Origin of the sequence: Bordetella hinzii LMG 13501 (genome assembly GCF_001548475.1) — a bacterium.
Classification (GTDB): domain Bacteria; phylum Pseudomonadota; class Gammaproteobacteria; order Burkholderiales; family Burkholderiaceae_B; genus Bordetella; species Bordetella hinzii.
The window spans coordinates 1-22,568 of sequence record NZ_LRUJ01000044.1; the positions used below are offsets into that span (position 1 = coordinate 1).

At 66.5% G+C, this 22,568-nt stretch carries 23 protein-coding genes; 6 read left to right on the forward strand and 17 right to left on the reverse strand.

Annotated elements, in window-relative coordinates:
* A partial coding sequence (locus AXA74_RS20910; RefSeq protein ID WP_060833313.1) for an NAD(P)H-hydrate epimerase occupies positions 1-543 on the reverse strand: 543 nt, incomplete at its 3' end.
* 83 nt (positions 544-626) lie between these two features.
* On the opposite strand from AXA74_RS20910, the gene AXA74_RS20915 reads away from it, so the two are divergent.
* Positions 627-1,532 carry a LysR family transcriptional regulator gene (locus AXA74_RS20915; protein ID WP_032955084.1) on the forward strand — a complete coding sequence of 302 codons (906 nt, stop codon included), beginning with the start codon at positions 627-629 and terminating at the stop codon, positions 1,530-1,532.
* Position 1,533: 1 nt separating this feature from the next.
* Here AXA74_RS20915 and AXA74_RS20920 read toward each other — a convergent pair whose 3' ends face one another.
* Positions 1,534-2,079, reverse strand: a complete 546-nt coding sequence (locus tag AXA74_RS20920) for a hypothetical protein (protein ID WP_032964375.1) — start codon at positions 2,077-2,079, stop codon at positions 1,534-1,536.
* A 214-nt stretch (positions 2,080-2,293) separates the two neighbouring features.
* Here AXA74_RS20920 and ycaC point away from each other — a divergent pair, with 214 nt between their 5' ends.
* On the forward strand, positions 2,294-2,926 hold the full coding sequence (gene ycaC / locus AXA74_RS20925; RefSeq protein WP_029577282.1) for an isochorismate family cysteine hydrolase YcaC: 633 nt from the start codon (positions 2,294-2,296) through the stop codon (positions 2,924-2,926).
* A gap of 35 nt (positions 2,927-2,961) precedes the next feature.
* Here ycaC and orn read toward each other — a convergent pair whose 3' ends face one another.
* Positions 2,962-3,507 carry an oligoribonuclease gene (gene orn, locus AXA74_RS20930; protein ID WP_032955086.1) on the reverse strand — a complete coding sequence of 182 codons (546 nt, stop codon included), beginning with the start codon at positions 3,505-3,507 and terminating at the stop codon, positions 2,962-2,964.
* Between the two features lie 60 nt (positions 3,508-3,567).
* On the opposite strand from orn, the gene AXA74_RS20935 reads away from it, so the two are divergent.
* The 3 genes from AXA74_RS20935 (at position 3,568) to otnI (ending at position 6,599) form a co-directional block, all read left to right on the forward strand.
* Positions 3,568-4,821 (forward strand): M48 family metallopeptidase, encoded by a 1,254-nt coding sequence (locus AXA74_RS20935; protein ID WP_029577280.1) that lies wholly within the window; start codon positions 3,568-3,570, stop codon positions 4,819-4,821.
* Positions 4,818-5,720 carry a ribosome small subunit-dependent GTPase A gene (gene rsgA / locus AXA74_RS20940; RefSeq protein WP_032978140.1) on the forward strand — a complete coding sequence of 301 codons (903 nt, stop codon included), beginning with the start codon at positions 4,818-4,820 and terminating at the stop codon, positions 5,718-5,720. Before AXA74_RS20935 ends, rsgA begins: the two co-directional genes overlap by 4 nt.
* An 81-nt stretch (positions 5,721-5,801) precedes the next feature.
* Positions 5,802-6,599 (forward strand): 2-oxo-tetronate isomerase, encoded by a 798-nt coding sequence (gene otnI / locus AXA74_RS20945; protein WP_029577278.1) that lies wholly within the window; start codon positions 5,802-5,804, stop codon positions 6,597-6,599.
* A gap of 12 nt (positions 6,600-6,611) precedes the next feature.
* Here the strand turns inward: otnI and AXA74_RS20950 are convergent, their stop codons facing one another.
* Together AXA74_RS20950 and rplS are read right to left on the reverse strand one after the other, a co-directional pair.
* Positions 6,612-7,322, reverse strand: coding sequence for a CoA pyrophosphatase (locus AXA74_RS20950; protein WP_029577277.1), 711 nt, complete (start codon positions 7,320-7,322; stop codon positions 6,612-6,614).
* Positions 7,323-7,559: 237 nt separating this feature from the next.
* Positions 7,560-7,940 (reverse strand): 50S ribosomal protein L19, encoded by a 381-nt coding sequence (rplS, locus tag AXA74_RS20955; protein WP_029577276.1) that lies wholly within the window; start codon positions 7,938-7,940, stop codon positions 7,560-7,562.
* Between the two features lie 301 nt (positions 7,941-8,241).
* Between rplS and AXA74_RS20960 the strand changes: the two genes are divergently transcribed.
* On the forward strand, positions 8,242-9,114 hold the full coding sequence (locus AXA74_RS20960; protein ID WP_029577275.1) for a DMT family transporter: 873 nt from the start codon (positions 8,242-8,244) through the stop codon (positions 9,112-9,114).
* A gap of 16 nt (positions 9,115-9,130) precedes the next feature.
* On the opposite strand, the gene AXA74_RS20965 is transcribed toward AXA74_RS20960, so the two are convergent.
* The 12 genes from AXA74_RS20965 to aspT form a co-directional block, all read right to left on the reverse strand.
* Positions 9,131-9,400, reverse strand: coding sequence for a hypothetical protein (locus tag AXA74_RS20965; protein ID WP_032978143.1), 270 nt, complete (start codon positions 9,398-9,400; stop codon positions 9,131-9,133).
* An 81-nt stretch (positions 9,401-9,481) separates the two neighbouring features.
* Complete coding sequence (locus AXA74_RS20970) at positions 9,482-10,831, reverse strand: PA0069 family radical SAM protein (RefSeq protein ID WP_029577273.1); 1,350 nt, start codon at positions 10,829-10,831, stop codon at positions 9,482-9,484.
* A gap of 184 nt (positions 10,832-11,015) precedes the next feature.
* Complete coding sequence (locus tag AXA74_RS20975; protein WP_029577272.1) at positions 11,016-12,320, reverse strand: sulfate adenylyltransferase subunit 1; 1,305 nt, start codon at positions 12,318-12,320, stop codon at positions 11,016-11,018.
* A gap of 13 nt (positions 12,321-12,333) precedes the next feature.
* The gene (gene cysD / locus AXA74_RS20980; protein WP_029577271.1) at positions 12,334-13,242 is read right to left on the reverse strand and encodes a sulfate adenylyltransferase subunit CysD; all 909 of its coding nucleotides are present in this window, start codon (positions 13,240-13,242) and stop codon (positions 12,334-12,336) included.
* A gap of 13 nt (positions 13,243-13,255) precedes the next feature.
* Entirely contained in the window at positions 13,256-13,984 is a 729-nt protein-coding gene (locus AXA74_RS20985) for a phosphoadenylyl-sulfate reductase (RefSeq protein ID WP_029577270.1), read from the reverse strand.
* On the reverse strand, positions 13,981-15,045 hold the full coding sequence (locus AXA74_RS20990) for a sulfate/molybdate ABC transporter ATP-binding protein (RefSeq protein ID WP_029577269.1): 1,065 nt from the start codon (positions 15,043-15,045) through the stop codon (positions 13,981-13,983). The genes AXA74_RS20985 and AXA74_RS20990 overlap by 4 nt, the downstream gene beginning before the upstream one ends.
* Positions 15,046-15,059: 14 nt before the next feature.
* Positions 15,060-15,944, reverse strand: a complete 885-nt coding sequence (gene cysW, locus AXA74_RS20995) for a sulfate ABC transporter permease subunit CysW (RefSeq protein ID WP_032955089.1) — start codon at positions 15,942-15,944, stop codon at positions 15,060-15,062.
* Positions 15,941-16,819, reverse strand: a complete 879-nt coding sequence (cysT, locus tag AXA74_RS21000; RefSeq protein ID WP_029577267.1) for a sulfate ABC transporter permease subunit CysT — start codon at positions 16,817-16,819, stop codon at positions 15,941-15,943. The genes cysW and cysT overlap by 4 nt, the downstream gene beginning before the upstream one ends.
* 15 nt (positions 16,820-16,834) lie before the next feature.
* On the reverse strand, positions 16,835-17,860 hold the full coding sequence (locus AXA74_RS21005; protein ID WP_029577266.1) for a sulfate ABC transporter substrate-binding protein: 1,026 nt from the start codon (positions 17,858-17,860) through the stop codon (positions 16,835-16,837).
* Between the two features lie 170 nt (positions 17,861-18,030).
* Positions 18,031-18,672 carry a peroxiredoxin gene (locus AXA74_RS21010; protein WP_029577265.1) on the reverse strand — a complete coding sequence of 214 codons (642 nt, stop codon included), beginning with the start codon at positions 18,670-18,672 and terminating at the stop codon, positions 18,031-18,033.
* 106 nt (positions 18,673-18,778) lie between these two features.
* Positions 18,779-20,605: an acyl-CoA dehydrogenase gene (locus tag AXA74_RS21015; protein WP_032955092.1), complete on the reverse strand. Its 1,827-nt coding sequence runs from the start codon at positions 20,603-20,605 to the stop codon at positions 18,779-18,781.
* A 63-nt stretch (positions 20,606-20,668) separates the two neighbouring features.
* Positions 20,669-22,366, reverse strand: coding sequence for an aspartate-alanine antiporter (gene aspT, locus AXA74_RS21020; RefSeq protein WP_032978145.1), 1,698 nt, complete (start codon positions 22,364-22,366; stop codon positions 20,669-20,671).
* Positions 22,367-22,568 lie beyond the last annotated feature (202 nt).

Below are 22,568 nucleotides of genomic sequence, written 5' to 3' on the forward strand. Positions count from 1 at the left end.
GGCCAACCCCGCGGGCGTGCCGATGAAAGACAGCGTCCAGGTGGCCTGGACCGGACGACCCAGGGGCTGGCCCGTGCGCGCCGACAGGCCGCTGGGCACGTCCAGCGCCAATACCGGCACCTGCCAGCGGTTGACGGCATCGGCCAGGCTTTGCCAGGGCTCGCCCAAGGGCCGCGCCAGGCCGATGCCGAACAATCCGTCGATGACCACGCCGGGCGCGGATCTGGGCAGGGCGGGATCCTCGACGCCGCCGGCGGCGCGCCAGCGCGCATAGGCCCCGGCCGCATCGGCCGGCAGGCGCGCGGGGCCGCCCGGCATCACGACCTGCACCGCATAACCCTGACGCAGCAGATGGGTGGCCGCGACCAGGGCGTCGCCGCCGTTATTGCCGGGCCCGGCCAGCGCCAGCACATGGCTGGCGGGCTCGTGGCGTTCGGCGATGAATTCGGCCGCCGCGCGGCCGGCACGTTCCATCAGGTCCATGCCCGCGCTTCGGGCGGCTGCCTCGATGCGACGCAACTGCTCCAGTGTGTAGACCGCCATGCCTGCGCCTCCCTACGAGCCGGAACCAGTATCGCACAGCCCGGAGACTGGCATAATCGATCCACTATCAGGCGCGGGCATCCATGCAGGACCTCAACGACCTTTATTACTTCGTCCAGACCGTCGAGCACCGGGGCTTCGCCCCCGCGGGCCGCGCCCTGGGCATGCCCAAATCCAAGCTCAGCCGCCGCGTGGCCATGCTGGAAGAGCGCCTGGGCGTGCGGCTGATCCAGCGCTCCACCCGGCACTTCCTGGTCACCGATATCGGCCAAAGCTATTACGAACGCTGCAAGGCCATGCTGGCCGAAGCCGAAGCGGCGCAGGAGGTGATCGACGCGGCCCAGGTCGAACCGCGCGGCGTGGTGCGCCTGAGCTGTCCGGTGGCGCTCCTGCACGTCTACGTCGGCGATATGCTGGCCGAATTCATGCGCCGCTACCCGCGGGTGGTCGTCCAGCTGGAGAGCACCAACCGGCGCGTGGATGTGCTGGCCGAGGGGGTGGATATCGCCATCCGCGTCCGCCCGCCCCCGCTCGAAGACAGCGACCTGGTCATGCGCATCTTCGCCGACCGCGGGCAATGCCTGGTCGCCAGTCCCGACCTGGTCAAGGCGCATGGCATGCCGGGCGCCCCCGAGGATCTGCTGCAATGGCCCCACCTCGCCCTGGGCATCCCCAACCAGCCGCTGCGCTGGCAATTGCTGGGCCCGCAAGAACGGCAGGCCACGGTGCCGCTTACGCCAAGGCTCATCACCACGGACATGATCGCGCTGCGCGATGCGGCGCTGGCCGGCGTGGGCGTGGTGCAGTTGCCCCGCCTCATGGTGCGCGAGCAGATCGCCGGGGGCCAGCTGGTGCAAGTGCTGCCGGGCTGGGAACCCCGGCGCGAGATCGTCCACGCCGTATTCCCCTCGCGGCGCGGCCTGCTCTCATCGGTCCGGGCGCTGGTGGACTTCCTGGCCGAGCGCTTCGCCGCCCTGGACGCGGATTGAATCAGGCCAGCGCCAGCGCATAGGCGTCGCTGGCCGCCGTCACGCGCAGATCCCGGCCGGCGGCGCCCAGCACGGCCAACTGCGGCGCGCGCAGGCGCACCTCGTGGTTCAGGCGCAACTCGCCGGCCAGCACCACCAGGCCGGCCGGCAGACAGGCCGCCATGGGCAACACGGCATCGCAGCCGCGCGCCAGGCTCAGCTGCACCAGCCTCACACCGGCAAAAACCAGAATTTCCGTCGCCCCCCGCCCGGCCCGCGGCCAGGGCCAGGACCGCGCCGCGCCGCCCGCGGCCAGGCATAGCCTCAGGCTGCGGGCCTCGGGTTGGCGCGCGGGGGACTGCCCGGCCGGCGTCCAGTCCATCCAGCCCTCTTCCCAGGCCAGCGTCAGTACGCCCAGCCCGTCCGGCGCGGCCGGTCCGGCGCCCGCGCCGGTCCAGACCCGCCTCACCGGTCCCAGTTCCGGGCCATGGCTGGCGGCGTCGAAAAGCTGCTGGGCGCCCGGGCCGGCGCCGCTTACGATGCGGGGGTTCTTATGTTTGTCATTCACATGGGCGATGGTAGGAGACGGATCCGCACGCCGCTAGCCTCGGGAAGGCGGACACAGCGTCCCAAATCCGGGCCCTCTCCCGCCTTCCAAGTATCGTCCTATTTTCAGGACGATGAAGGACTCGATTCTGGGCTACCGGCCTGCAAGACCGCCGCCTAAGATGGTTTGCACGGTCTTCAACCGCGGCAAACGCCGTCAAACCCAGGAGTGCATGATGAGCAAACCCTACGCCAAACTCGACAAGAACAATGCCGCCGTCTTGCTGGTGGACCACCAGGCCGGCCTGCTGTCGCTGGTGCGCGATTTCCAGCCCGATCAATTCAAGAACAACGTGTTGGCGCTGGCCGACCTGGCCAAGTATTTCAAGCTGCCGACCATCCTGACGACCAGTTTTGAACAGGGACCCAACGGCCCGCTGGTGCAAGAACTCAAGGACAGCTTCCCCGACGCGCCCTATATCGCGCGCCCCGGCCAGATCAACGCCTGGGACAACGAAGATTTCGTCAAGGCGGTCAAGGCCACAGGCAAGAAGCAGCTCATCATCGCCGGCGTGGTCACCGAGGTGTGCGTCGCCTTCCCGGCGCTGTCGGCCCTGGAAGAAGGCTATGAGGTCTTTGTGGTGACCGACGCTTCGGGCACCTTCAATGAAGTCACCCGCAACGCCGCTTGGGACCGCATGTCGGCCGCCGGCGCCCAACTGATGAGCTGGTTCGGCGTGGCGTGCGAACTGCACCGCGACTGGCGCAATGATATCGAAGGCCTGGCCGCGCTGTTTGCCAACCACATCCCGGACTACCGCAACCTCATGGCCAGCTACAGCGCCGTGCAGGCCGCGGGCAAGAAGTAGCATGACGGCGGGCGGCCTGGCCGCCCTGCCCGCCGCTAGACCTTCAGGAAGTGTTCGCGGTAGTACTTGAGTTCGTCGATGGACTCGTAGATGTCGGCCAGCGCCTCGTGGCGGCTCTTTTTCTCGAAGCCCTTGTAGACGGCGGGCGCCCAGCGCCGCGCCAATTCCTTCAGGGTGCTGACATCCAGGTTGCGGTAATGGAAAAAACGCTCCAGGTTCGGCATATAGGCGAACATGAAGCGGCGGTCCTGGCTGATGGTATTGCCGCACAGCGGCGACTTGCCGGCCGGCACATGCTGGGCCAGGAAATCGATGAGCTGCTGCTCGGCCTGGGCTTCGGTCAGCGTCGAGGCCCGCACCTTCTCGATCAGGCCGCTCTTGCCATGGGTGGACTTGTTCCAGTTGTCCATGGCGTCAAGCACGCTGTCATCCTGGTGCACGACCAGGACGGGCCCTTCGGCCACGACCGTCAGATCCGGCTCGGTCACCACGACGGCGACTTCGATGATGCGTTCTTTCTCAGGATCCAGCCCCGTCATTTCCATGTCGAGCCAGACCAGGCGATTTTCGTTGGCAGCCATATAATTTGCCTTTAAAACACGCGATTTTCGCACACCCCTGCCCGAGGCGCCCGCCAGTCCATGTTCACCCTGCTGTTCGTTGCCCTGCTGATTGCCGATACCGGCGTGCGCCTGTGGCTGGCCAGCCGCCAGATCCGCCACGTCGCCCAACACCGCGACACCGTGCCGGGCGAGTTTTCCGCCCGCATCGGCCTGACCAGCCACCAGCGCGCCGCGGACTATACCGTCGCGCGTGTGCGCCTGGGCATGTTCGAACGCATCTACGACGCCATGATACTGGTCGGCCTGACCCTGTTCGGCGGGCTGCAATGGCTGGATACCAGCCTGGCCCAGCTGACCCAGGTGGACTTTCTCCGACAGCTGCTGCTGCTGGTCTGCGTCGCCCTCCTGCTGGGGCTGGCCGGCCTGCCGTTCACGCTATGGCGCCAGTTCAGGCTGGAAAGCCGTTTCGGCTTCAACCGCATGACGCCGGGGCTTTTCGTTTCGGACACGCTCAAGGGCCTGGCGCTGGCCCTCTGTCTGGGCCTGCCCCTGGCCTCGGCCATCCTGTGGCTCATGGCGAGCGCCGGTTCACTGTGGTGGCTGTGGGCCTGGGGCCTGTGGACGGCCTTCAATCTGCTGCTCATCTTCATCGCCCCGACCTATATCGCGCCGCTGTTCAACAAGTTCACCCCGCTCGATGATCCCGAGCTCACCGCCCGCATCCGCGGCCTGGCCCAGCGCTGCGGCTTCACCCTCAACGGCCTGTTCGTGATGGACGGCTCCAAGCGCTCGGCCCACGGCAATGCCTATTTCACCGGCTTTGGCAAAAGCCGGCGCATCGTGTTCTTCGACACCCTGCTCTCGCGCCTGAACGCCGACGAAATCGAGGCCGTGCTGGCCCATGAGCTGGGGCATTTCAAGCGCCACCACATCCTCAAGCGCATCGGCCTGAGCCTGTTCATGGCCCTGGTATTTTTCGCCGTGCTGGGATGGCTGGCGCAGCAGCCCTGGTTCTACGTGGGCCTGGGTGTGCTGCCGCAGCTGGGTGGGCGCAATGACGCCATGGCGCTCATCCTTTTCTTCCTGGTGATCCCCGTGTTCACCTTCATGTTCACGCCGCTGGCCAGCTGGTATTCGCGCCGCGACGAGTTCGAGGCCGACCGCTACGCGGCCGTGCAAAGCTCATCCGGCAACCTGGTCTCCGCGCTGGTCAAGCTCTACGACGACAACGCCGCCACGCTGACGCCGGACCCCGTGCACTCGGCCTTCTACGACAGCCATCCGCCGGCTGCCGTGCGCATCCGTCACCTCCTGGCGGGTGCCACCGCATGAGCGCCGATCACGAAGGCCGCATTATTGCCGCCCACGGGCGCCATTACAGCGTGGAACTGGCCGACGGCAGCCTGCGCAAATGCTTCCCGCGCGGCAAGAAAGCCGGGCCGGCCGTCGGCGACCGGGTGCGCATCACGCCGCAAGGCGCCGATGAAGGCGCCATCGACGCCGTGCTGCCCCGGCGCAACCTGCTGTTCCGTTCCGACGAAATGCGGTCCAAGCAGTTCGCCGCCAATGTGGACCAGCTGCTCATCGTGGTGGCCGTCGAACCCACTTTCTCGGAAGATCTGCTCGGGCGCGCCCTGACCGGCGCCTGGAGCGCGGGCATCGAGCCGCTCATCATCCTGAACAAGATCGACATCGCCGCCGGCCTGCCCGCGGCGCGCGAACGCCTGGCCCCGGTGCGCGCGCTGGACGTGCCGGTCATCGAACTGAGCGCGCAGGACGCCCAGGCCGTGCATCGCGAACTGGCGCCGCGGCTGGCCGGCCGCGTCAACCTGCTGCTGGGCCAAAGCGGCATGGGCAAATCCACCTTGCTCAACACCCTGGTGCCAGACGCCCAGGCGGCCACGCGCGAGCACTCGACCGCGCTGGACATGGGCCGCCACACCACCACCAGCACCCGCCTCTACCACCTGCCGGCGCCGGGCGGCGATCTGATCGACTCCCCGGGCTTCCAGGCCTTCGGCCTGCAGCACCTGAGCGGCGAAGACATCCTGCGCGGCTTTCCCGAATTCAAGCCCTATATCGAGCACTGCCGCTTCTACAACTGCACCCACAGGCATGAGCCCGGCTGCGGCGTGGTGGGCGCGCTCAAGCAGGGGTTGGTCGATCCCGGCCGCTACGCGCTGTACGAACGCATCCTGGCCGAGACCGAGGCGGCGCGCCAGCGCTACTAGCGGCCGTGCGCCTGCCCCGGGGCCCTCACAGCGGCCCGCGAGCACGATACACTGCGGCTTTCAGGGTCATGGGAAGCCGACATGCCGCGTTTCGCCGCGAATCTTTCAACGCTCTATCAAGACATTGAAATGCTGGACCGTTGCGCCGCCGCCGCGCGCGATGGGTTCAGGGGGGTCGAAATGCAGTTCCCCTACAGCCACTCCACCGCGCAGTGGCGCGAGCGGCTGCAAAGCCACGATCTCGAACTGATACTGATCAACGCCCCGGCCGGCGACGCCCGCCAGGGCGAGCGTGGCCTGGCCTGCCTGCCGGGCCGCCAGGAGGATTTCCGCGCCGGGCTGGAGCAGGCCCTGGAATACGCCGTGTCGCTGATGTGCCCGCGCGTGCACGTCATGGCGGGCTGCCCGGCCAGCGGCAGCGATCCGCGGGCGCTGCGCGAGACCTATATCGACAACCTGGCCTATGCCGCCCGCCTGGCCGCGGCCGTCGACGTCGAGATCCTCATCGAACCCATCAATCCGCGCGACATGCCGGGCTATTACCTCAACCACCAGGCCGAGGCCCATGCGGTGGTCCAGGCCACGGGCGCGGCCAATGTCAAAGTGCAGATGGACCTCTATCACTGCCAGATCGTCGAAGGCGATGTCAGCATGCGCCTGCGCCACTACATCCCGCAGGGCCGCGTGGGCCACGTCCAGATCGCCGGCGTGCCCCTGCGCCAGGAGCCGGATCACGGCGAACTCAACTACCCCTATCTGTTCCAGTTGCTCGATGAGCTGGGCTACGCCGGCTGGGTGGGCTGCGAGTACCGGCCGGCGGGCGACACCCGCGCCGGACTGGGCTGGCTGCACGCCGCCCGGCGCGCCTCCACCCACTGACAGGCCGCGCGTTCAGCGCGGCGCCAGGCTTTTGTAGAGGTTGCGCAGCATGCCGGCGGTCGCGCCCCAGATAAAACGCTCTCCCCAGGGGATGGCGTAATAGCGGCGCACCCGGCCGTCGGGCAATCGCGCCTCATAAAGCCGGTGATTGGACGGATCCATCAGGAAGTCCAGCGGCACCTCGAAAATATCCGCCACCTCGAAGACATCCGGCGCGGGAGCGAAGTCCGGGCGCACCAGCGAAACCACCGGCGTGATGGAAAAACCTGTCGAGGTCAGATACTCCGGCATGCTGTTGAGCACTTCCACCCTGTCTTGCGGCAGGCCGGTTTCTTCCTGGGCCTCGCGCAAGGCCGTATCCACCGGCGTCGGGTCGGCCAATTCGACCCGGCCTCCCGGGAAGCTGATCTGGCCGGCATGGTCGTGCAGATGGGCGGCGCGCTGCGTCAGCATCACGCGGACCCCTTCGGGCCGCATCACCATGGGAATCAGCACGGCGGCCAGCACCGGCGGCCCTTCGCGGCCCGGATAGCGGTCTTTTTCCGTGCCCAGGGGGTCCAGCGTCCACTCGCGGGCGGGCCGCAGCGCGCCGCGCAGGGCATCGGGCGTGAGCAGCTCGGGATTGACCCGCAGCAGCCCGCTATCGGCGACCTGCCAGGGCTGCTCCTTGGGATCGAAATTGGGCCGGACGATGGGCCGGCGTGCAGGCAATGAGTCAGACATGAGCCCGGAAACAAGAAAAGTCCCCCCGGCGGCGCACGCCATGCGTGCCTGCTGCTCCCGAAAGAGCGCTGTCTGCCTTGGGGCGGTCCGGCGGCGCAAGCGCCGCGCTGCGCGCGCTACTGCGAAAAACAAAAAAAGCACCCTCGCAGGTGCCTTTTTAACTCGGAATGCCCTCCAGGCAACGCCGGCAGGATGCCGGCGCGGCCTGGAGGGTCCGGGCAGCATTCAAGCCGGGGATCAACCCTGGGCGGCTTGCTTGCTGACCAGCTTTTCCTTGATGCGAGCCGACTTGCCCGAGCGGTTGCGCAGGTAGTACAGCTTGGCACGGCGCACGTCACCACGGCGCTTGACTTCGATGCCGGCGATCTGCGGCGAGTACAGCTGGAACGTACGCTCCACGGCCTCACCCGACGAGATCTTGCGGACGATGAAGGAGGAATTCAGGCCACGGTTGCGCTTGGCGATGACCACGCCTTCGAAGGCCTGGACGCGCTTGCGGGTGCCTTCGACCACGTTCACGCTCACGATCACGGTGTCGCCGGGGGCGAACTCGGTCACGGGCTTGTCGCCGGTCAGGCGCTTGATTTCTTCCTGTTCAAGGATAGCGATAAGGTTCATGAGAACTCCAGAGTCATCTTGTCTTTGCAGGCGTTTTTTTGCCGGGATAGTATCGATGCGCAAAGCCCGGCCCAGCCGAAGATGCATCGGGGTGTTGCTGGTCCGCCCACTTGGCCCGACCCGCCACACTCCCGCCGCATCCAGCCTGCCTTGCCTCGCGCATGTTTCGTATGCCGCAAGCAGAGGATGAGTTGGCAAACCAGCAATTCTACCTCAGTGCTCTTTTTTTAACCAGTCCAGTCATATGGGCTCCGCCCCCGTTTCGGGTACGCTTGCGCCTTTCCCAGGCGGTGCTCTGCTCATGACCTATACGTCCCTGCTTCTTGTCATCCTGGCCGCCATGGCCCATGCGACATGGAATCTGCTGGCCAAGCGCGCCGCCATGGTGGGGCCGGTGTTCGTCTTTGCCTACGGGCTGGCGGCCAGCCTGCTCTACGCCCCCTGGGTGATCTGGGTGCTGGCGCACGAGGGCATGACATGGAGCTGGCCGGTGGTGCTCTGCATCCTGGCCTCGTCGCTGTTGCACCTGGGCTACAGTCTTTGCCTGCAACGCGGCTATCAAGTGGCCGATCTCTCGGTGGTCTACCCCATCGCACGCGGCACCGGACCGCTGCTATCCACCCTGGGCGCCTTTACCCTCTTGAACGAAGCCGCCACGGGCACGGGCATCCTGGGCATGCTGTGCGTGGTGGGCGGGGTATTGCTCATCGCCACGCAAGGCCGGCTGAGCATGTTCCGTTCGCCGCAAGCCTGGATAGGCGTGCGCTGGGGGGTGCTGATCGGCCTGTTTATCGCCGCCTATACCGTGGTGGACGCCTATGGCGTCAAGAGCCTGCTCATCATGCCCGTCTTGTTTGACTGGTTCACCTGCGTGACGCGCACCGTCATGATGACGCCCCATGTGATACAACGGCGCGCCCAGTATTTTCCGGCCATGCGGGGTTACTGGCACCTGGCCCTCGCGGTCGGCCTGCTCTCGCCCCTGGGCTACATCCTGGTGCTTTATGCCTTGCGCATGGGGGCTCCGCTAAGCCTGGTGGCCCCCGCAAGAGAAATGTCCATGATGCTGGGCACGCTGGCGGGCATGTTCTTGCTGCGTGAGAAAGTCGGCCCCGGACGTCTGGCCGGCTGCGGCGCGATCTTGCTGGGCGTGGTCTTGCTGGGCTCGAGCTGAGCCATCCCGCCCGGGTTCAGAAACCTGCCGCCGCGCCCAGCCACATCAGCCCGGGGATAAGCGCCCCCCAGGACAGCACCATGACCACGTCCCAAACCATGCGGCGACGCATTTCCTTGGCCTGGGCATCGCCCTGGGCCCCGGTGCTGCGCCCGGCATCCACGGGAACGGGCACGGTCGGAGCAGGGAAAGGCCAGGCCGGCTTGCGGCTCGCACGCGGCGGGGGGCACGGACGCTGCGCCGCCGGGGCCAGCAATGCATCAGCAGAAAGCGAAACCGTCGTCATGATGACTCTCCTTGTAGCGCCTGCCGGGCTTGGTCCGGCAAAGCGGTCCGCTGGCGGACATTCTGGGAAAACTGTCTTGGTTCATTCGTCGAACAAGGCCATCTGGCCCGCCTGGCGCGCGGCTTCGCTGGCGCTTGCCCGCGCCCGGCGGGCCGCCGGCGCCGGTGGCACAAAGCGATCGATAGCCAACTCCGGCCGCCACCCGGCCAGGCCCAGATTGCGGGCGGCCACCTGAAAGCGCTGCCGCAACAGATCGGCCCAGATGCCTGTGCCGCGCATGCGGGTGTCGAAACTGCTGTCGTTGCGTTTGCCGCCCCGCATATCCTCGATGCGATGCAGCACGCGCTGCGCCCGGTCAGGGAAATGCGTATGCAGCCAGGTTTCAAAGACTTCTTTCACTTCCCAGGGCAGGCGCACGACCGTGTAGCTGGCCGAACAGGCGCCCGCGCCGGCGGCCGCCTCGAGAATCTGCTCCATGGACTCGTCATTGATGAAGGGGATGACAGGCGCCACCAGCACACCCACGGGCACACCGGCCTCGGCCAGCTTGCGCACCGTCTCGACCCGGCGCCAGGGCGCCGACGCCCGGGGCTCCAGCGTGCGCGCCATGTCGGCATCCAGCGTGGTGATGCTGATGAAGACCGTGACCAGGCGCTCTCGCGCCAGCGTGGTCAGCAGGTCCAGGTCGCGCTCGACCAGGGAATTCTTGGTGACCAGGGTCAGGGGATGGCCTGTCTCGACCATGAGCTCGAGCAGGCCGCGTGTCAGCCGCCAGGTACGCTCGATGGGCTGGTAGACATCCGTGGCCGAGCCGATATTGATGGGTGACACCTTGTAGCCCGGCCGTGCGAGCTCGGCCCGCAGCGCCTGGACCGCGTTGGCCTTGGCGACCAGCCGGGTCTCGAAATCCAGGCCGGGCGAATAGCCCAGGTAGGCATGGGTGGGCCGGGCGTAGCAATAGACGCAGCCGTGCTCGCAGCCCCGATAGGGATTGACGGCGACATCGAAGGGGATGTCGGGGGAATCGTTGCGCGACAGCAGCTTGCGTGCCTGCTCGGGCTTGACCGTGGTGCGGGGCGCGGCCACCACGGGGATGTAGCGCTGGGTGGCCGCCGGGGGCAGGCCCACCGCTTCGGGCGAGGCACCGGCCGGCAGGGCGGCCGCGGAGACGGCGGAATGCGCATCCTCCCCGCCCTCCGGGTCGTCCGAGGCCGGCAGGCGCCGGGGCTCGTCCTGGATGTCATCGAGGGACACATCGAAGGCGGCAGGCGCGTCATGATCGCCGCCAAACCAGCCATCGTCGAAAGCCTCACGCTCGGTTTGCTCGAAGCGGTGGCGAACATTAGTAACCGCACCCCGACCGCGCGAGGCGGCGGGGGCGGCAGCCGGGGACCCAAAACCGGCGGAAAGCGAATGTTCGGTGCTCATCATGGAAGTACTGTACAAAAACACAGTACTTTTGACAAGCCCCTAAGTCCCTGGGAGGACCACGTTTCGACTGTACCGCAACTCCCGCCGGGCGTGCGCGGAATTCATTCCACGACTTGGAAAACGCCTGGAAACCCGCGCCAGACAAGGGTTTGGACGAAAAACAACAAGGTTTCCAGGGCCTGCGTCAGCGTCGGATGAGCATGCCGGCCGCGGCCGTCTGGTGGGTGGCGGCATCGATCAGGATGAAGGCGCCCGTGGCCGGCACATCGCGATAATCATCGACCGCCAGCGACTCGCGCGTGATGAAGGACACCCGCCCGATGTCGTTCATCTCGAGCTTGTCCTGCGCCTCGCTCACCTCCTGCAGCTCGTGGATGTCGCGCCGCGTATGCACGGCGCGTATCTTGGCCGACGTCAGCCGCGTGCCCTGCTTGAGCAGATACTTGCGCGCCGGGTTCAAGGGCTGGTTGTCGAGCCAGCAGACTTCGGCCTCGAACTCGCGCGCCACCGCGGCCGGCGCGGCGGCATGCGTGATGATGTCGCCGCGCGAGACATCGACGTCGCGGTCCAGGACCACGGTGATGGACTCGCCGCTCACGGCGCGGGGCACGTCGCGGTCGAACACCCGCAGCGCGGCCACGCGCGCGGTCACGCCCGAAGGCTGCACCAGGATCTCATCGCCCACGGACAAGGCGCCGCTGGCCACGCGGCCCGCGTAGCCGCGGAAATCCTCGGCGCGGTCGCCGTCATGGCGCATGACCCACTGCACCGGGAAACGCAAGGGCAGCGCCGAGCCGTCATCGCCCTGCTCCAGGCTTTCCAGCAGGCCGAGCAACGGCTGGCCGTCATACCAGGGCGTGCGCGGCGAAGCATGCACGACATTGTCGCCATTGAGCGCCGACAGCGGCAGGATGTGGAAGTCCGGCAGGCCCAGCTTGCCCGCCAGGTCGCGGTACGACGCGGCGATGCGCTCGAACACGGCCGGATCCCAGTCCACCAGGTCCATCTTGTTGACGGCCACCACGATATGGCGGATGCCCAGCAGCCGCGCGATGGTGCTGTGCCGCTTGGTCTGCGGCAGCAGCTTGCCATCGGCCGCCCGGGTCGCGTCGATCAGGATGATGGCCGCATCGGCCGTGGATGCGCCCGTCACCATATTGCGCGTGTACTGCTCATGGCCGGGCGCATCGGCCACGATGAATTTGCGCGACGGGGTGGCGAAGTAACGGTAGGCCACATCGATCGTGATGCCCTGCTCGCGCTCGGCCTCCAGGCCGTCGGTCAGGAGGGAAAGGTCGATGCCGTCGCCGGCCACGCGCTTGTGCTTGGCGCGGGCGATCGCATCGAGCTGGTCGGCGAACACGCCCTTGCTGTCATAGAGCAGGCGGCCGATGAGGGTCGACTTGCCGTCGTCCACCGAGCCGGCGGTGATCAGGCGCAGCACACCGCGATCGGCGCCCGACAGGAAAGAATCGTTCAGTGCATTCATGATGTCATCCGGTTCAGAAATAGCCTTCGCGCTTGCGCCGCTCCATCGACGCCTCCGAGGTCTGGTCGTCCATGCGGGTGGCGCCGCGCTCGGTGATGTCGGTCACCGCCGTCTCGGCGATGATGGCCAGCGGGTCCGCGGCTTCTGAAGCGACCGGGCAGGTGCAGGAAATGTCGCCCACGGTGCGAAAGCGCACGGCCAGCGTCTCGACCGTCTCGTCCTCGGCCGGCGGCGTCAGGCGCGTGACCGGCACCAGCAGGCCACGGCGGCGCACGACCTCGCGCCGGTGGCTGTAGTAGATCGATGGCAAGGCCAGGTTTTCGCGATGGATGTATTGCCAGACGTCCAGTTCGGTCCAGTTCGAGATCGGAAAGACCCGGATGTTCTCGCCCGGATGCACGCGCGTATTGAACAGATTCCAGAGCTCGGGACGCTGGGCCTTGGGATCCCACTGGCCGAATTCGTCCCGGAACGAAAAAATGCGCTCCTTGGCGCGCGCCTTCTCCTCGTCGCGGCGCGCGCCGCCTATGCAGGCGTCGAAGCCGAACTCTTCGATGGCTTCCAGCAGGGTGACGGCCTGGGCCGCATTGCGTGAATCCGTGGCGCGGCGCAGCACCACGCTGCCGCGCGCGATGGAGTCCTCGACGCTGCGCACGATCAGCTGCTCGCCCAGCTGGGCGGCGCGGGCATCGCGAAAGGCAATGACTTCATCGAAGTTATGCCCGGTATCGATATGCATCAGAGGAAAGGGAAAGCGTCCCGGCCGAAAGGCCTTTTCCGCCAGCCGCAGCAACACCACGGAATCCTTGCCGCCGGAAAACAGCAGCACCGGCTTGGCGCACTCGGCGGCCACCTCGCGCAGGATAAAAATGGCCTCGGATTCCAGCCAATCCAGATGGCTGCGTTGGGCAACTAAAGACATGGTCGTTCCTTTCTCAATTCACGGCTATCGGAATATGGCGGCGGTTGCCTTCATGCAGACCGCATTCCTTGGAGTCCGAGTTCTCCCACCACCAGCGGCCGGCGCGCAGGTCTTCGCCGGGCCGGATCGCGCGCGTGCAGGGATCGCAGCCGATAGAGGGATAGCCCTGGTCGTGCAAGGGGTTATAGGGGATATCCATGGCCCGGATGGCGTTCCAGACTTCATCCTCGCTCCAGGCGGCCAAGGGGTTGAACTTGTACAGGCCGAAGACCGGATCCGCCTCCTCGGCCGGCAGTTCGCCGCGCGTGACGGCCTGGGCCCGGCGCTGTCCGGTGATCCAGGCGCTGCGCCCGGCCAGGGCGCGCGACAGCGGCTCGACCTTGCGAATCTGGCAACAGGCTTTACGCAGCGCCACGCTTTCGTAAAACGCGAAAGCGCCGTGCGCGGCCACGTGCTCGCGCACAGCCTGCTCCTGCGGCCGCATGACGGTGATGTCGCGCCCATAGCGCTCGCGCACCTTGTCCAGCATGCCCAGCGTCTGCGCATGCAGGCGCCCGGTATCCAGCGTGAAGATCTCCAACGGCAGCCCGCCGTCATAGATGGCGTGGGTCAGCAGCATATCCTCGGCGGCCAGCGAGGAGGCCAGGGCGGCGTCGGGATGCCGCCGGACAATATCGGCCAGCGTGGCCTTCAGCGCCTGCCAGCGCCCGGCCGTCTCGGGGGTCAGGATGGTATCGCTCATGGTTGCGTGGCGAAGACCCGGGCACGGCGCGGGCGCGCCAGCAGGGCATCGCCCTCCTTCAGATTGAGTTCTCGGAACACCTGCTCGGGGACTTCGGCCTCGATCACGCTGGCGGCGTCCTCGCGCGTGAGCTCGAGATAGGCGCTGGGGCCGGCCAGATAAGCATGCGCCAGGCGCACCGGAATGCCCGGCTGCCGCGGCGCATAAGGCAGTACCTCGATCTCATGCGGCCTCACATAGGCGGTGGCGGCCAGCGCGCCCGGCTGGGCCAGCTCGGGCGCGGGCAACGCCAAGTCGGCGTGGCGCCAGACCCCGCCGGCCGCCTGCCCGGGCAACTGGTTCACATCGCCCAGGAAACCGTAGACAAACGGCGTGGCCGGCGTTTCCCAGACTTCGCGCGGGCTGCCGACCTGCTCGATGCGCCCGGCGTTCATCAGCACCACCCGGTCAGAGACCTCCAGCGCCTCTTCCTGGTCGTGGGTGACGAACACGCTGGCCACGTGCAGCTCGTCATGCAGGCGGCGCAGCCAGCGGCGCAACTCCTTGCGCACCTTCGCGTCCAGCGCGCCGAAAGGCTCGTCCAGCAGCAGCACGCGCGGCTCGACCGCCAAGGCGCGGGCCAGCGCGATGCGCTGGCGCTGGCCGCCGGAGAGCTGGGCCGGGTAGCGGTCGGCCAGCCAGTCCAGCTGCACCAATTGCAAAAGCTCATGGACCTTGGCGCGGATGCGGGCTTCGGAGGGACGTTGCGAACGGTGCTTGACCCGCAGGCCGAAGGCGACATTCTCGAAAACCGTCATATGCTTGAAGAGGGCATAGTGCTGGAACACGAAACCCACTTGCCGCTGCCGCACGTCCACGCCGGTGGCGTCTTCGCCGGAGAACAGCACGCTGCCGCTGTCCGCGCTCTCCAGGCCGGCGATGATGCGCAGCAGCGTCGTCTTGCCGCAGCCCGAGGGCCCCAGCAAGGCGACCAGCTCGCCGGTCTCGATATGCAGCGATACATTGTCCAGCGCGCGGAAATCATTGAATCGCTTGGACAGGTTCTTGACTTCGATACTCATGTGTTTCCCCCGGGTCAGGCCGCCTGCGGCTGGCGGGCCGACAGCGGCGGCGCTTCCAGCGGCTGCTCGCTCTGCGCCAGCAGCCGGTGATTGCGCCACTCGATGAAGTTCTTGGCCACCAGCGTCACCAGGGCCAGCAAGGCCAGCAGCGAGGCCACCGCGAAAGAGGCCGCGAACTGGTACTCGTTGTAGAGAATCTCCACGTGCAAGGTCATGGTGTTGGTCAGCCCGCGCACTTGCCCGGACACCACCGACACCGCACCGAACTCACCCATGGCGCGGGCATTGGCCAGGATGGCGCCGTACAACAGGCCCCATTTGATATTGGGCAGGGTGATGCGCCAGAAGATCTGCCAGCCGCTGGCGCCCAGCGTCAGCGCGGCCTGCTCTTCTTCGCTGCCCTGGGCCTGCATGAGCGGGATCAGCTCGCGCGCGACAAAGGGAAAGGTGACGAACAGCGTGGCCAGGATGACGCCCGGCACCGCGTAGACGATCTTCAGATCATGCGCCTGCAGCCAGGGGCCGAACCAGCCCTGGGACCCGAACAGCAGGACAAAGATCAGCCCCGCCACCACCGGCGAGACCGAAAACGGCAGATCGATCAGCGTGATCAGAAACTGCTTGCCGCGGAACTGGAACTTGGTGATCGCCCAGGCGGCCGCCACGCCGAACACCAGGTTGACCGGCAGGGAAATCACCGCCACCAGCAGCGTCAGGCGGATGGCCGACAGGGCATCGGGCTCGGTGATCGCCGCCAGATAGGTCTCCCAGCCCTTGCGCAAGGCCTCGGTGAACACCGCCGCCAGGGGCACGAAAAGAAACAGCGTCAGGAAGGCCAGGGCCAGCAGGAGCAGGATGGCGCGCACCCAGCGCGGTTCGGTCAGATGGCCGGGTCTCATGTCAGTTTTCCTCCGCGCCGCGCCTGCCAGCCTTGCAGCAGATTGATGATGAACAGGAGCACGAAGGACACGGCCAAGAGGACGGTGGCGATGGCCGCGGCGCCCGCGTAGTCGAACTGCTCCAGCTTGACGATGATGAGCAGCGGCGTAATCTCCGACACCATCGGCATATTGCCCGCGATGAAGACCACCGAGCCGTACTCGCCCACCGCCCGCGCAAAGGCCAGCGCGAAGCCGGTCAACAGCGCCGGCGTCAAGGCCGGCAGCAGCACCCGCCGTATGGTCTGCCAGCGGTTGGCGCCCAGGCTGGCCGCCGCCTCCTCGATCTCGCGCTCGATATCCTCCAGCACCGGCTGCACGGTCCGCACCACGAAGGGCACGCCGATGAAGATCAGCGCCACCACGATGCCCAGCGGCGTGAACGCCACCTTCAGGTCCAGCCATTGTTCCAGCGGCGCGCCCAGCCAGCCGTTCTTGGAGTAGAGCGCGGTCAGGGCGATACCCGCGACCGCGGTCGGCAGCGCAAAGGGCAGGTCCACCAGGGCATCGACGATTTTCTTGCCCGGGAAGCGATAGCGCACCAGCACCCAGGCCACGATGGTCCCGAACACCAGGTTGACCAGGGCCGCCAGCAGCGCCGCGCCAAAGGTGAGCTTGTAGGAAGCCAGCACGCGCGGCGCGGTCACCGCCTCCCAGAAACCGGTCCAGCCCAGTTGCGCGCTCTTGATCGGCAACGCCGCCAGCGGAATCAGCACCAGCACGCTGAGGTAGAACACGGCATAGCCCATGGAAATGCCGAAACCCGGCAGCACGCCGGGCCTTTTGCGGGCGGGGCGGGCCGCCGGGCCCGCCGCCGGATGAAGAATGGCGCTCATCGCGTGCCCGTTCCCTTATTTGGGTTGATAGACCTGGTCAAAGGTCCCGCCGTCGCTGAAGTGTTCCTTCTGGGCCTTGCGCCAGCCGCCGAAGATGGGATCGTCGATGGTCACCAGGTTGAGCTTGGGAAAGCGGCTCTCGTACTTGGCCGCCACGGCCTTGTCGATCGGGCGGTAGTAATTCTTGGCGATGATCTCCTGCGCTTCGGGCGTATAGAGGAACTCCAGATAGGCCTGCGCGGCCGGTCGCGTGCCCTTCTTGTCGACCACTTTGTCCACCACGGCCACGGGCGGCTCGGCCAGGATGGACAGCGAGGGCACGACGATGTCGAACTTGTCCGGACCCAATTCTTCGAGCGCCAGGAAGGCTTCGTTTTCCCAGGCCAGCAACACATCGCCCACGCCGCGTTCGACGAAAGTGGTGGTCGAACCGCGCGCACCCGTATCCAGCACCGGCACATGCTTGAGCAGGTCGCCCACGAACTGGCGCGCCGAGGCTTCGCTGCCGCCCGGCTTCTTCAGGGCATAGGCCCAGGCCGCCAGATAGTTCCAGCGCGCGCCGCCCGAGGTCTTGGGATTGGGCGTGATCACTTGCACGCCGGGCTTGAGCAGGTCGTCCCAATCCTTGATCTGCTTGGGATTGCCCTTGCGCACCAGGAACACGATGGTGGAGGTATAGGGCGAGCTATTCTGCGGCAAGCGCTTCTGCCAGTCCTGCGGCAGCAGGCCGCGGTCCGCGATGGCGTCGATGTCGTAGGCCAGGGCCAGCGTCACCACATCGGCGTCCAGGCCGTCGATGACCGAGCGGGCCTGGCGGCCGGAACCGCCGTGCGATTGGCGGATCGTCAACTCGACGCCGGACTTGTCCTTGTAGTGCTTGATGAAGGCGTCATCGACGGCGCGATAGAGTTCGCGCGTGGGATCATAGGAGACGTTGAGCAGCGTCTGCTTGGTCTGTGCCTGGGCTTGCGGCAGACCAAGAATGAAAGTGGCTGCCAGGGCGATGGCGGCGGTCCAGGATCCTGCGACACGGGAGGGCATACTCGCTTCCTTTCTTGTTGGAGTGGCAATGGTTGCCAGTGTGCAAGCCCGCCCAACTGAAAGGAACGAATCATTTTTTGATTACTCATCGCCTGAAGACATATAGCCGACCCGGCCCCTAAAAGCAGACGGGCCGCCCGAAGGCGGCCCGCGGCGCATGCCTGCCCGGTTTACTTGTTGGGCTGGGGCGTGATGCGCAGATAGGGACGCACGGCCTTGTAGCCCTTGGGGAATTTTTCCTTGATGACGGCCTCGTCTTTCAGGGACGGGACGATGATCACGTCGTCGCCATCTTGCCAATTGACCGGCGTGGCCACGCTGTAGTTGTCGGTCAGCTGCAAGGAATCGATCACCCGCAGGATCTCATTGAAATTGCGCCCCGTGCTGGCCGGGTAGGTGATGATCAGGCGAATCTTCTTGGCCGGATCGATGATGAACACCGAACGCACGGTCAGCGTGGCGTTGGCGTTCGGGTGGATCATGTCGTAGAGCTCGGAGACCTTGCGGTCCTCGTCGGCCAGGATGGGAAAATTGACGCGGGTCGACTGGGTGTCGTTGATGTCGTCGATCCACTTGTTGTGCGACTCCTCGCCATCGACCGACAAGGCCAGCACTTTCACGTTGCGCTTGGCGAATTCATCGGCCAGCTTGGCGGTGTAGCCCAGCTCGGTCGTGCAGACCGGCGTGAAGTCGGCGGGGTGCGAAAACAGCACGCCCCATTTGTCGCCAAGGTAGTCATACAGACGCAGCGTCCCGATGGACGATTTCTGTTCGAAGTCGGGCGCGGTGTCGCCCAGACGGAGGTGAGCCATGAGAATCTCCTGCTTGAGGTTGGCGGCCACATGATTCTTGCATCAAACCCACATCGGGGGAAATAAGCAAGCCATATAACCTTATGTTGTATTGCAAGTATGGCCTTCAGGCCACCCCGGCCCAGTCGGCGGCGGTGTCCGCCACCTGTCCCGCCCTCACCGCCGCCGACAGCGACAGGGCGCGCGGCAGGATGTGGGCGCCATAGAACAGGGCCGTGCCCAGCTTGTGGCGATAGAAACTGTCATCGCTGCCCTCGGCCAGCCGGCGGCGGCTGACCAGCGCCGCGCGCACCATCTGCCAGCCGCCATGCGTCACGCCGGCCAGCATCAGATAGGGCACGCTGCCCGCGAACACCGCCCGCGCATGGTCGGCGGCATGCTGGAGGATGAACTCCACCGCGTCCTGGTAGGCCTGGATGGCCTGGTCGAAGTGGTCGCGCAGCAGGCACAGCCCTTCGCGGCTTTCGACATCGGCGCGGCTGGCCTCGGCCTGGAGCATCTTGAGGGTGTCGCGCATTGCCGCGATCGAGGCATGGGCGGCCGCGCCGCCGTCGCGCAAGGTCTTGCGGCCGACCAGATCGTTGGCCTGGATGGCCGTGGTGCCCTCGTAGATGGGCAGGATACGGGCATCGCGGTAGTACTGCGCCGCCCCGGTTTCCTCGATGAACCCCATGCCGCCGTGCACCTGCACGCCCAGCGAGGCGACCTCAACGGCCGACTCGGTCGAGAAGCCCTTGACGATGGGCACCAGATACTCATAGAAGGCGCGGTTGCGGGCCCGCACCTCGGCATCCGGATGGTGGTCGGCCTTGTCATGCGCGGCCGCCGCGACATACGACACGGCCCGGGCCGCCTCGGTCAAGGCGCGCATGGTCAGCAACATGCGCTGCACATCGGGATGATGCGAAATCGTCACCGGGCCGGCCGATCCCTCGATGGCGCGGCCCTGGACGCGGTCGCGCGCATAGGCCTGGGCATGCTGGTAGGCGCGCTCGGCCAGGGCGATGCCCTGCTGGCCGACCGAATAGCGTGCCGCGTTCATCATGATGAACATGTACTCCAGGCCGCGATTGGCCTCGCCCACCAGATAACCGATGGCGCCCTCGCCCACTTCGCCCTTGCCCGCGCCGTACAGCAGCACCGCCGTGGGACTGCCGTGTATGCCCAGCTTGTGCTCCAGCGAGGCGCACCAGACATCATTGCGCTTGCCCAGCGAGCCGTCGTCATTGACCAGGATCTTGGGCACGATGAACAGCGAAATCCCCTTCACGCCCGCCGGCGCATCCGGCAGGCGCGCCAGCACCAGGTGGATGATGTTCTCGGCCAGGTCATGCTCGCCATAGGTGATGAAGATCTTCTGGCCCGAAAGGCGGTAGCTGCCATCCGGCTGGGGCACGGCCCGGGTCTTGACCAAGGCCAGGTCGGAACCGGCCTGCGGCTCCGTCAAATTCATCGTGCCGGTCCAGCGCCCGCCGATCAGATTGGGCACGTAGGCGCGCCGTTGCTCTTCGGAACCGACCGCCAGCAATGCCTCGATCACGCCATCGGTCAGCATGGGGCAGAGCGAAAACGCCAGGCTGGCGGCCTGGATATTCTCGGCCGCCGGCGCCGCCACCAATTGCGGCAAGCCCTGGCCGCCCCATTGCACCGGATGCTGCAGGCCCTGCCAGCCGCCGGCCGAGTAATCGGCGAACGCCTTGGCGAAACCCGGCGTCGCCGTGACTGCGCCGTCTTTCCAGACCGGCGGCTGGCGGTCGCCGGTCACGTTCAAGGGAGCCACCACTTCCTGCACAAAGCGCGCATTCTCGTCGAGAATGGCGTCGACCAGATCCGGCTCGGCCTCCTCGAAACCGGGCAGCTTGAGGATCTCATCAAGGCCGGCCAGCTCCTTCATGGCAAAGCGGATGTCGCGCAGCGGCGTGGTGTAGCTCATGGTGTCTCCGTTCTATAAACAAGCGGGCGGCTCGCGCCGCCCGGTTTTCCAGCTTGGGGCGTTTCAGCCCAGGCGATAGGCCAGCGCCACGATGAGTGGTCCCAGCACCGGCAACAGCACGTTGGCAATGGCATAGGTCACGGTATAGCCGAGGATGGGCACCGAACTGCCTGCCTGGACGATCACGGCGCTGACCGTGGGCGTGCTCACATGCTGGCCCGCGATCGCGCCCAGCAGCAACGGCCCCTCGATCTTGAGGAACTTATGCCCGACCCAGAGCGAGGCGCAGGCCGGCCCCAGCGATACCGCCAGGCCGATCACGGGCAGGACCAATCCGTGCTCTTTCAAAAGGGTAATCGCCTCCGGCCCCGCCGACAAGCCGACGCAGGCAATAAATACGGCCAGCCCCAGCTCCTTCAGCAGGTTCAGGGCCGGGCCCGGTATATGGCCCAGCGATGGACGCTTGGCGGAAATCCAGCCGCAGATCAGGCCGCTCACCAGCGCCCCGCCGCCGCTGCCCAGGGACAGCGGCAAGCGCGCCACGGTGACAATGAGACTGCCGATCAGAAGGCCCACCAGGATGCCGGCGCACATGAACACCAGATCCGTCGTGCCGTCGCGGCGCAATTCGCTGCCCAGATGGCCGACGGCCACGCTGAGGTTGGGATCGGTTCCGACCAGCTTGACCACATCGCCGTACTGCAGCACGGTCGAGGGCGTCATGGGAATGGTGTGTCCGCTGCGTTCGATGCCTTGCAGAAACACGCCCCGCGCGGCACGCGCGTTCGGCGTCTGGGCCAGTTCGGCCAGGGTGCGGCCGTTGACGCCCTTGCGGTTGACGACGACCTGGCGCTCTTGCAGATTGAGCGCATCGGCATGGGCGGGCGGCACCTGGATTTCCGGGCCGATCACATCGTCGCCGCGCAGGGCGTAAAACCGCAGGCCCACGATCACGAGGATGTCGCCGGCCTGCAGGATTTCATCGGGGCTGGGCGCGAGCGACGCGCCATCGCGCAGCACGCTGGTCACCACGGTGCGGCCCGCGAGCTTGCGCTCGACCTCCAGCACGCTCATGCCCTCGGCCTCGCGCACGATATGGGCCCGGCCCACCAGGCGCGGCAGCGCGGGCAGGCTGCTGTCGCCCTCCTCCGGGATCCCGCCCAGCTTGGCCTCCAGCTCCTTGGACGCCTGGCGCAGGTTGATGCCCAGCAGCAAGGGCGCCACCTGGCTGGTGAACAACACGATGCTGATCGTGCCCACCAGATAGGTCAGCGTGTAGGCCGTGGCGATGTTGGCCTCCTGGACCCTCACCTCTTCGGCCGACAGGCCCAGGTGGCGCAAGGCCTCGGAGGCCGTGCCCACCACGGCCGACTCGGTGGCCGAGCCCGCGGCCAGGCCGGCCGTGGTCCCCGCATCAAAGCCGAAGAGGCTGGCGGCCACCAGGGCAATGGTCAGCACCAGCACCACCTCGATGAGGGGCAACAGCATGAAGCGCAGGCTGGAGCGATTGAGATTGGCGAAAAAGCCCGGGCCGCCGGAGTAGCCCATGGCGAAGATGAAGAGCACGAAAGCGATTTCGCGCAGCGGACCTTCGACCTTGCACCCCGTCTGGCCCAGCAGCATGGCCACGATAAGGGTGCCGCACACGCCGCCCAAGGCGACAGGCCCAAGCCGGAACTTGCCTATGAAATGGCCCAGGCCCACCGCAATGAAGACGATGGCGATAGGCACCGACTGAAAAAATCCGACGGAGCAGGTCATCCGCGCCCCCCCGTTGGTTCATCCGCCCATTTTCTTGCCGAGCCTGCACTTCCCATCACGAATCTCCGTCGCGGTGTATCGGGCCTACCGTGCGCCAAAGACATTATCAGAATTGGAAAGAAAAACCAAAGCCTGCCGTCGCCGCCCTTCGGGCGGCAGGGGCGAAAAAAAAAGCCGCGGCAACATGCCGCGGCTTTTGTGA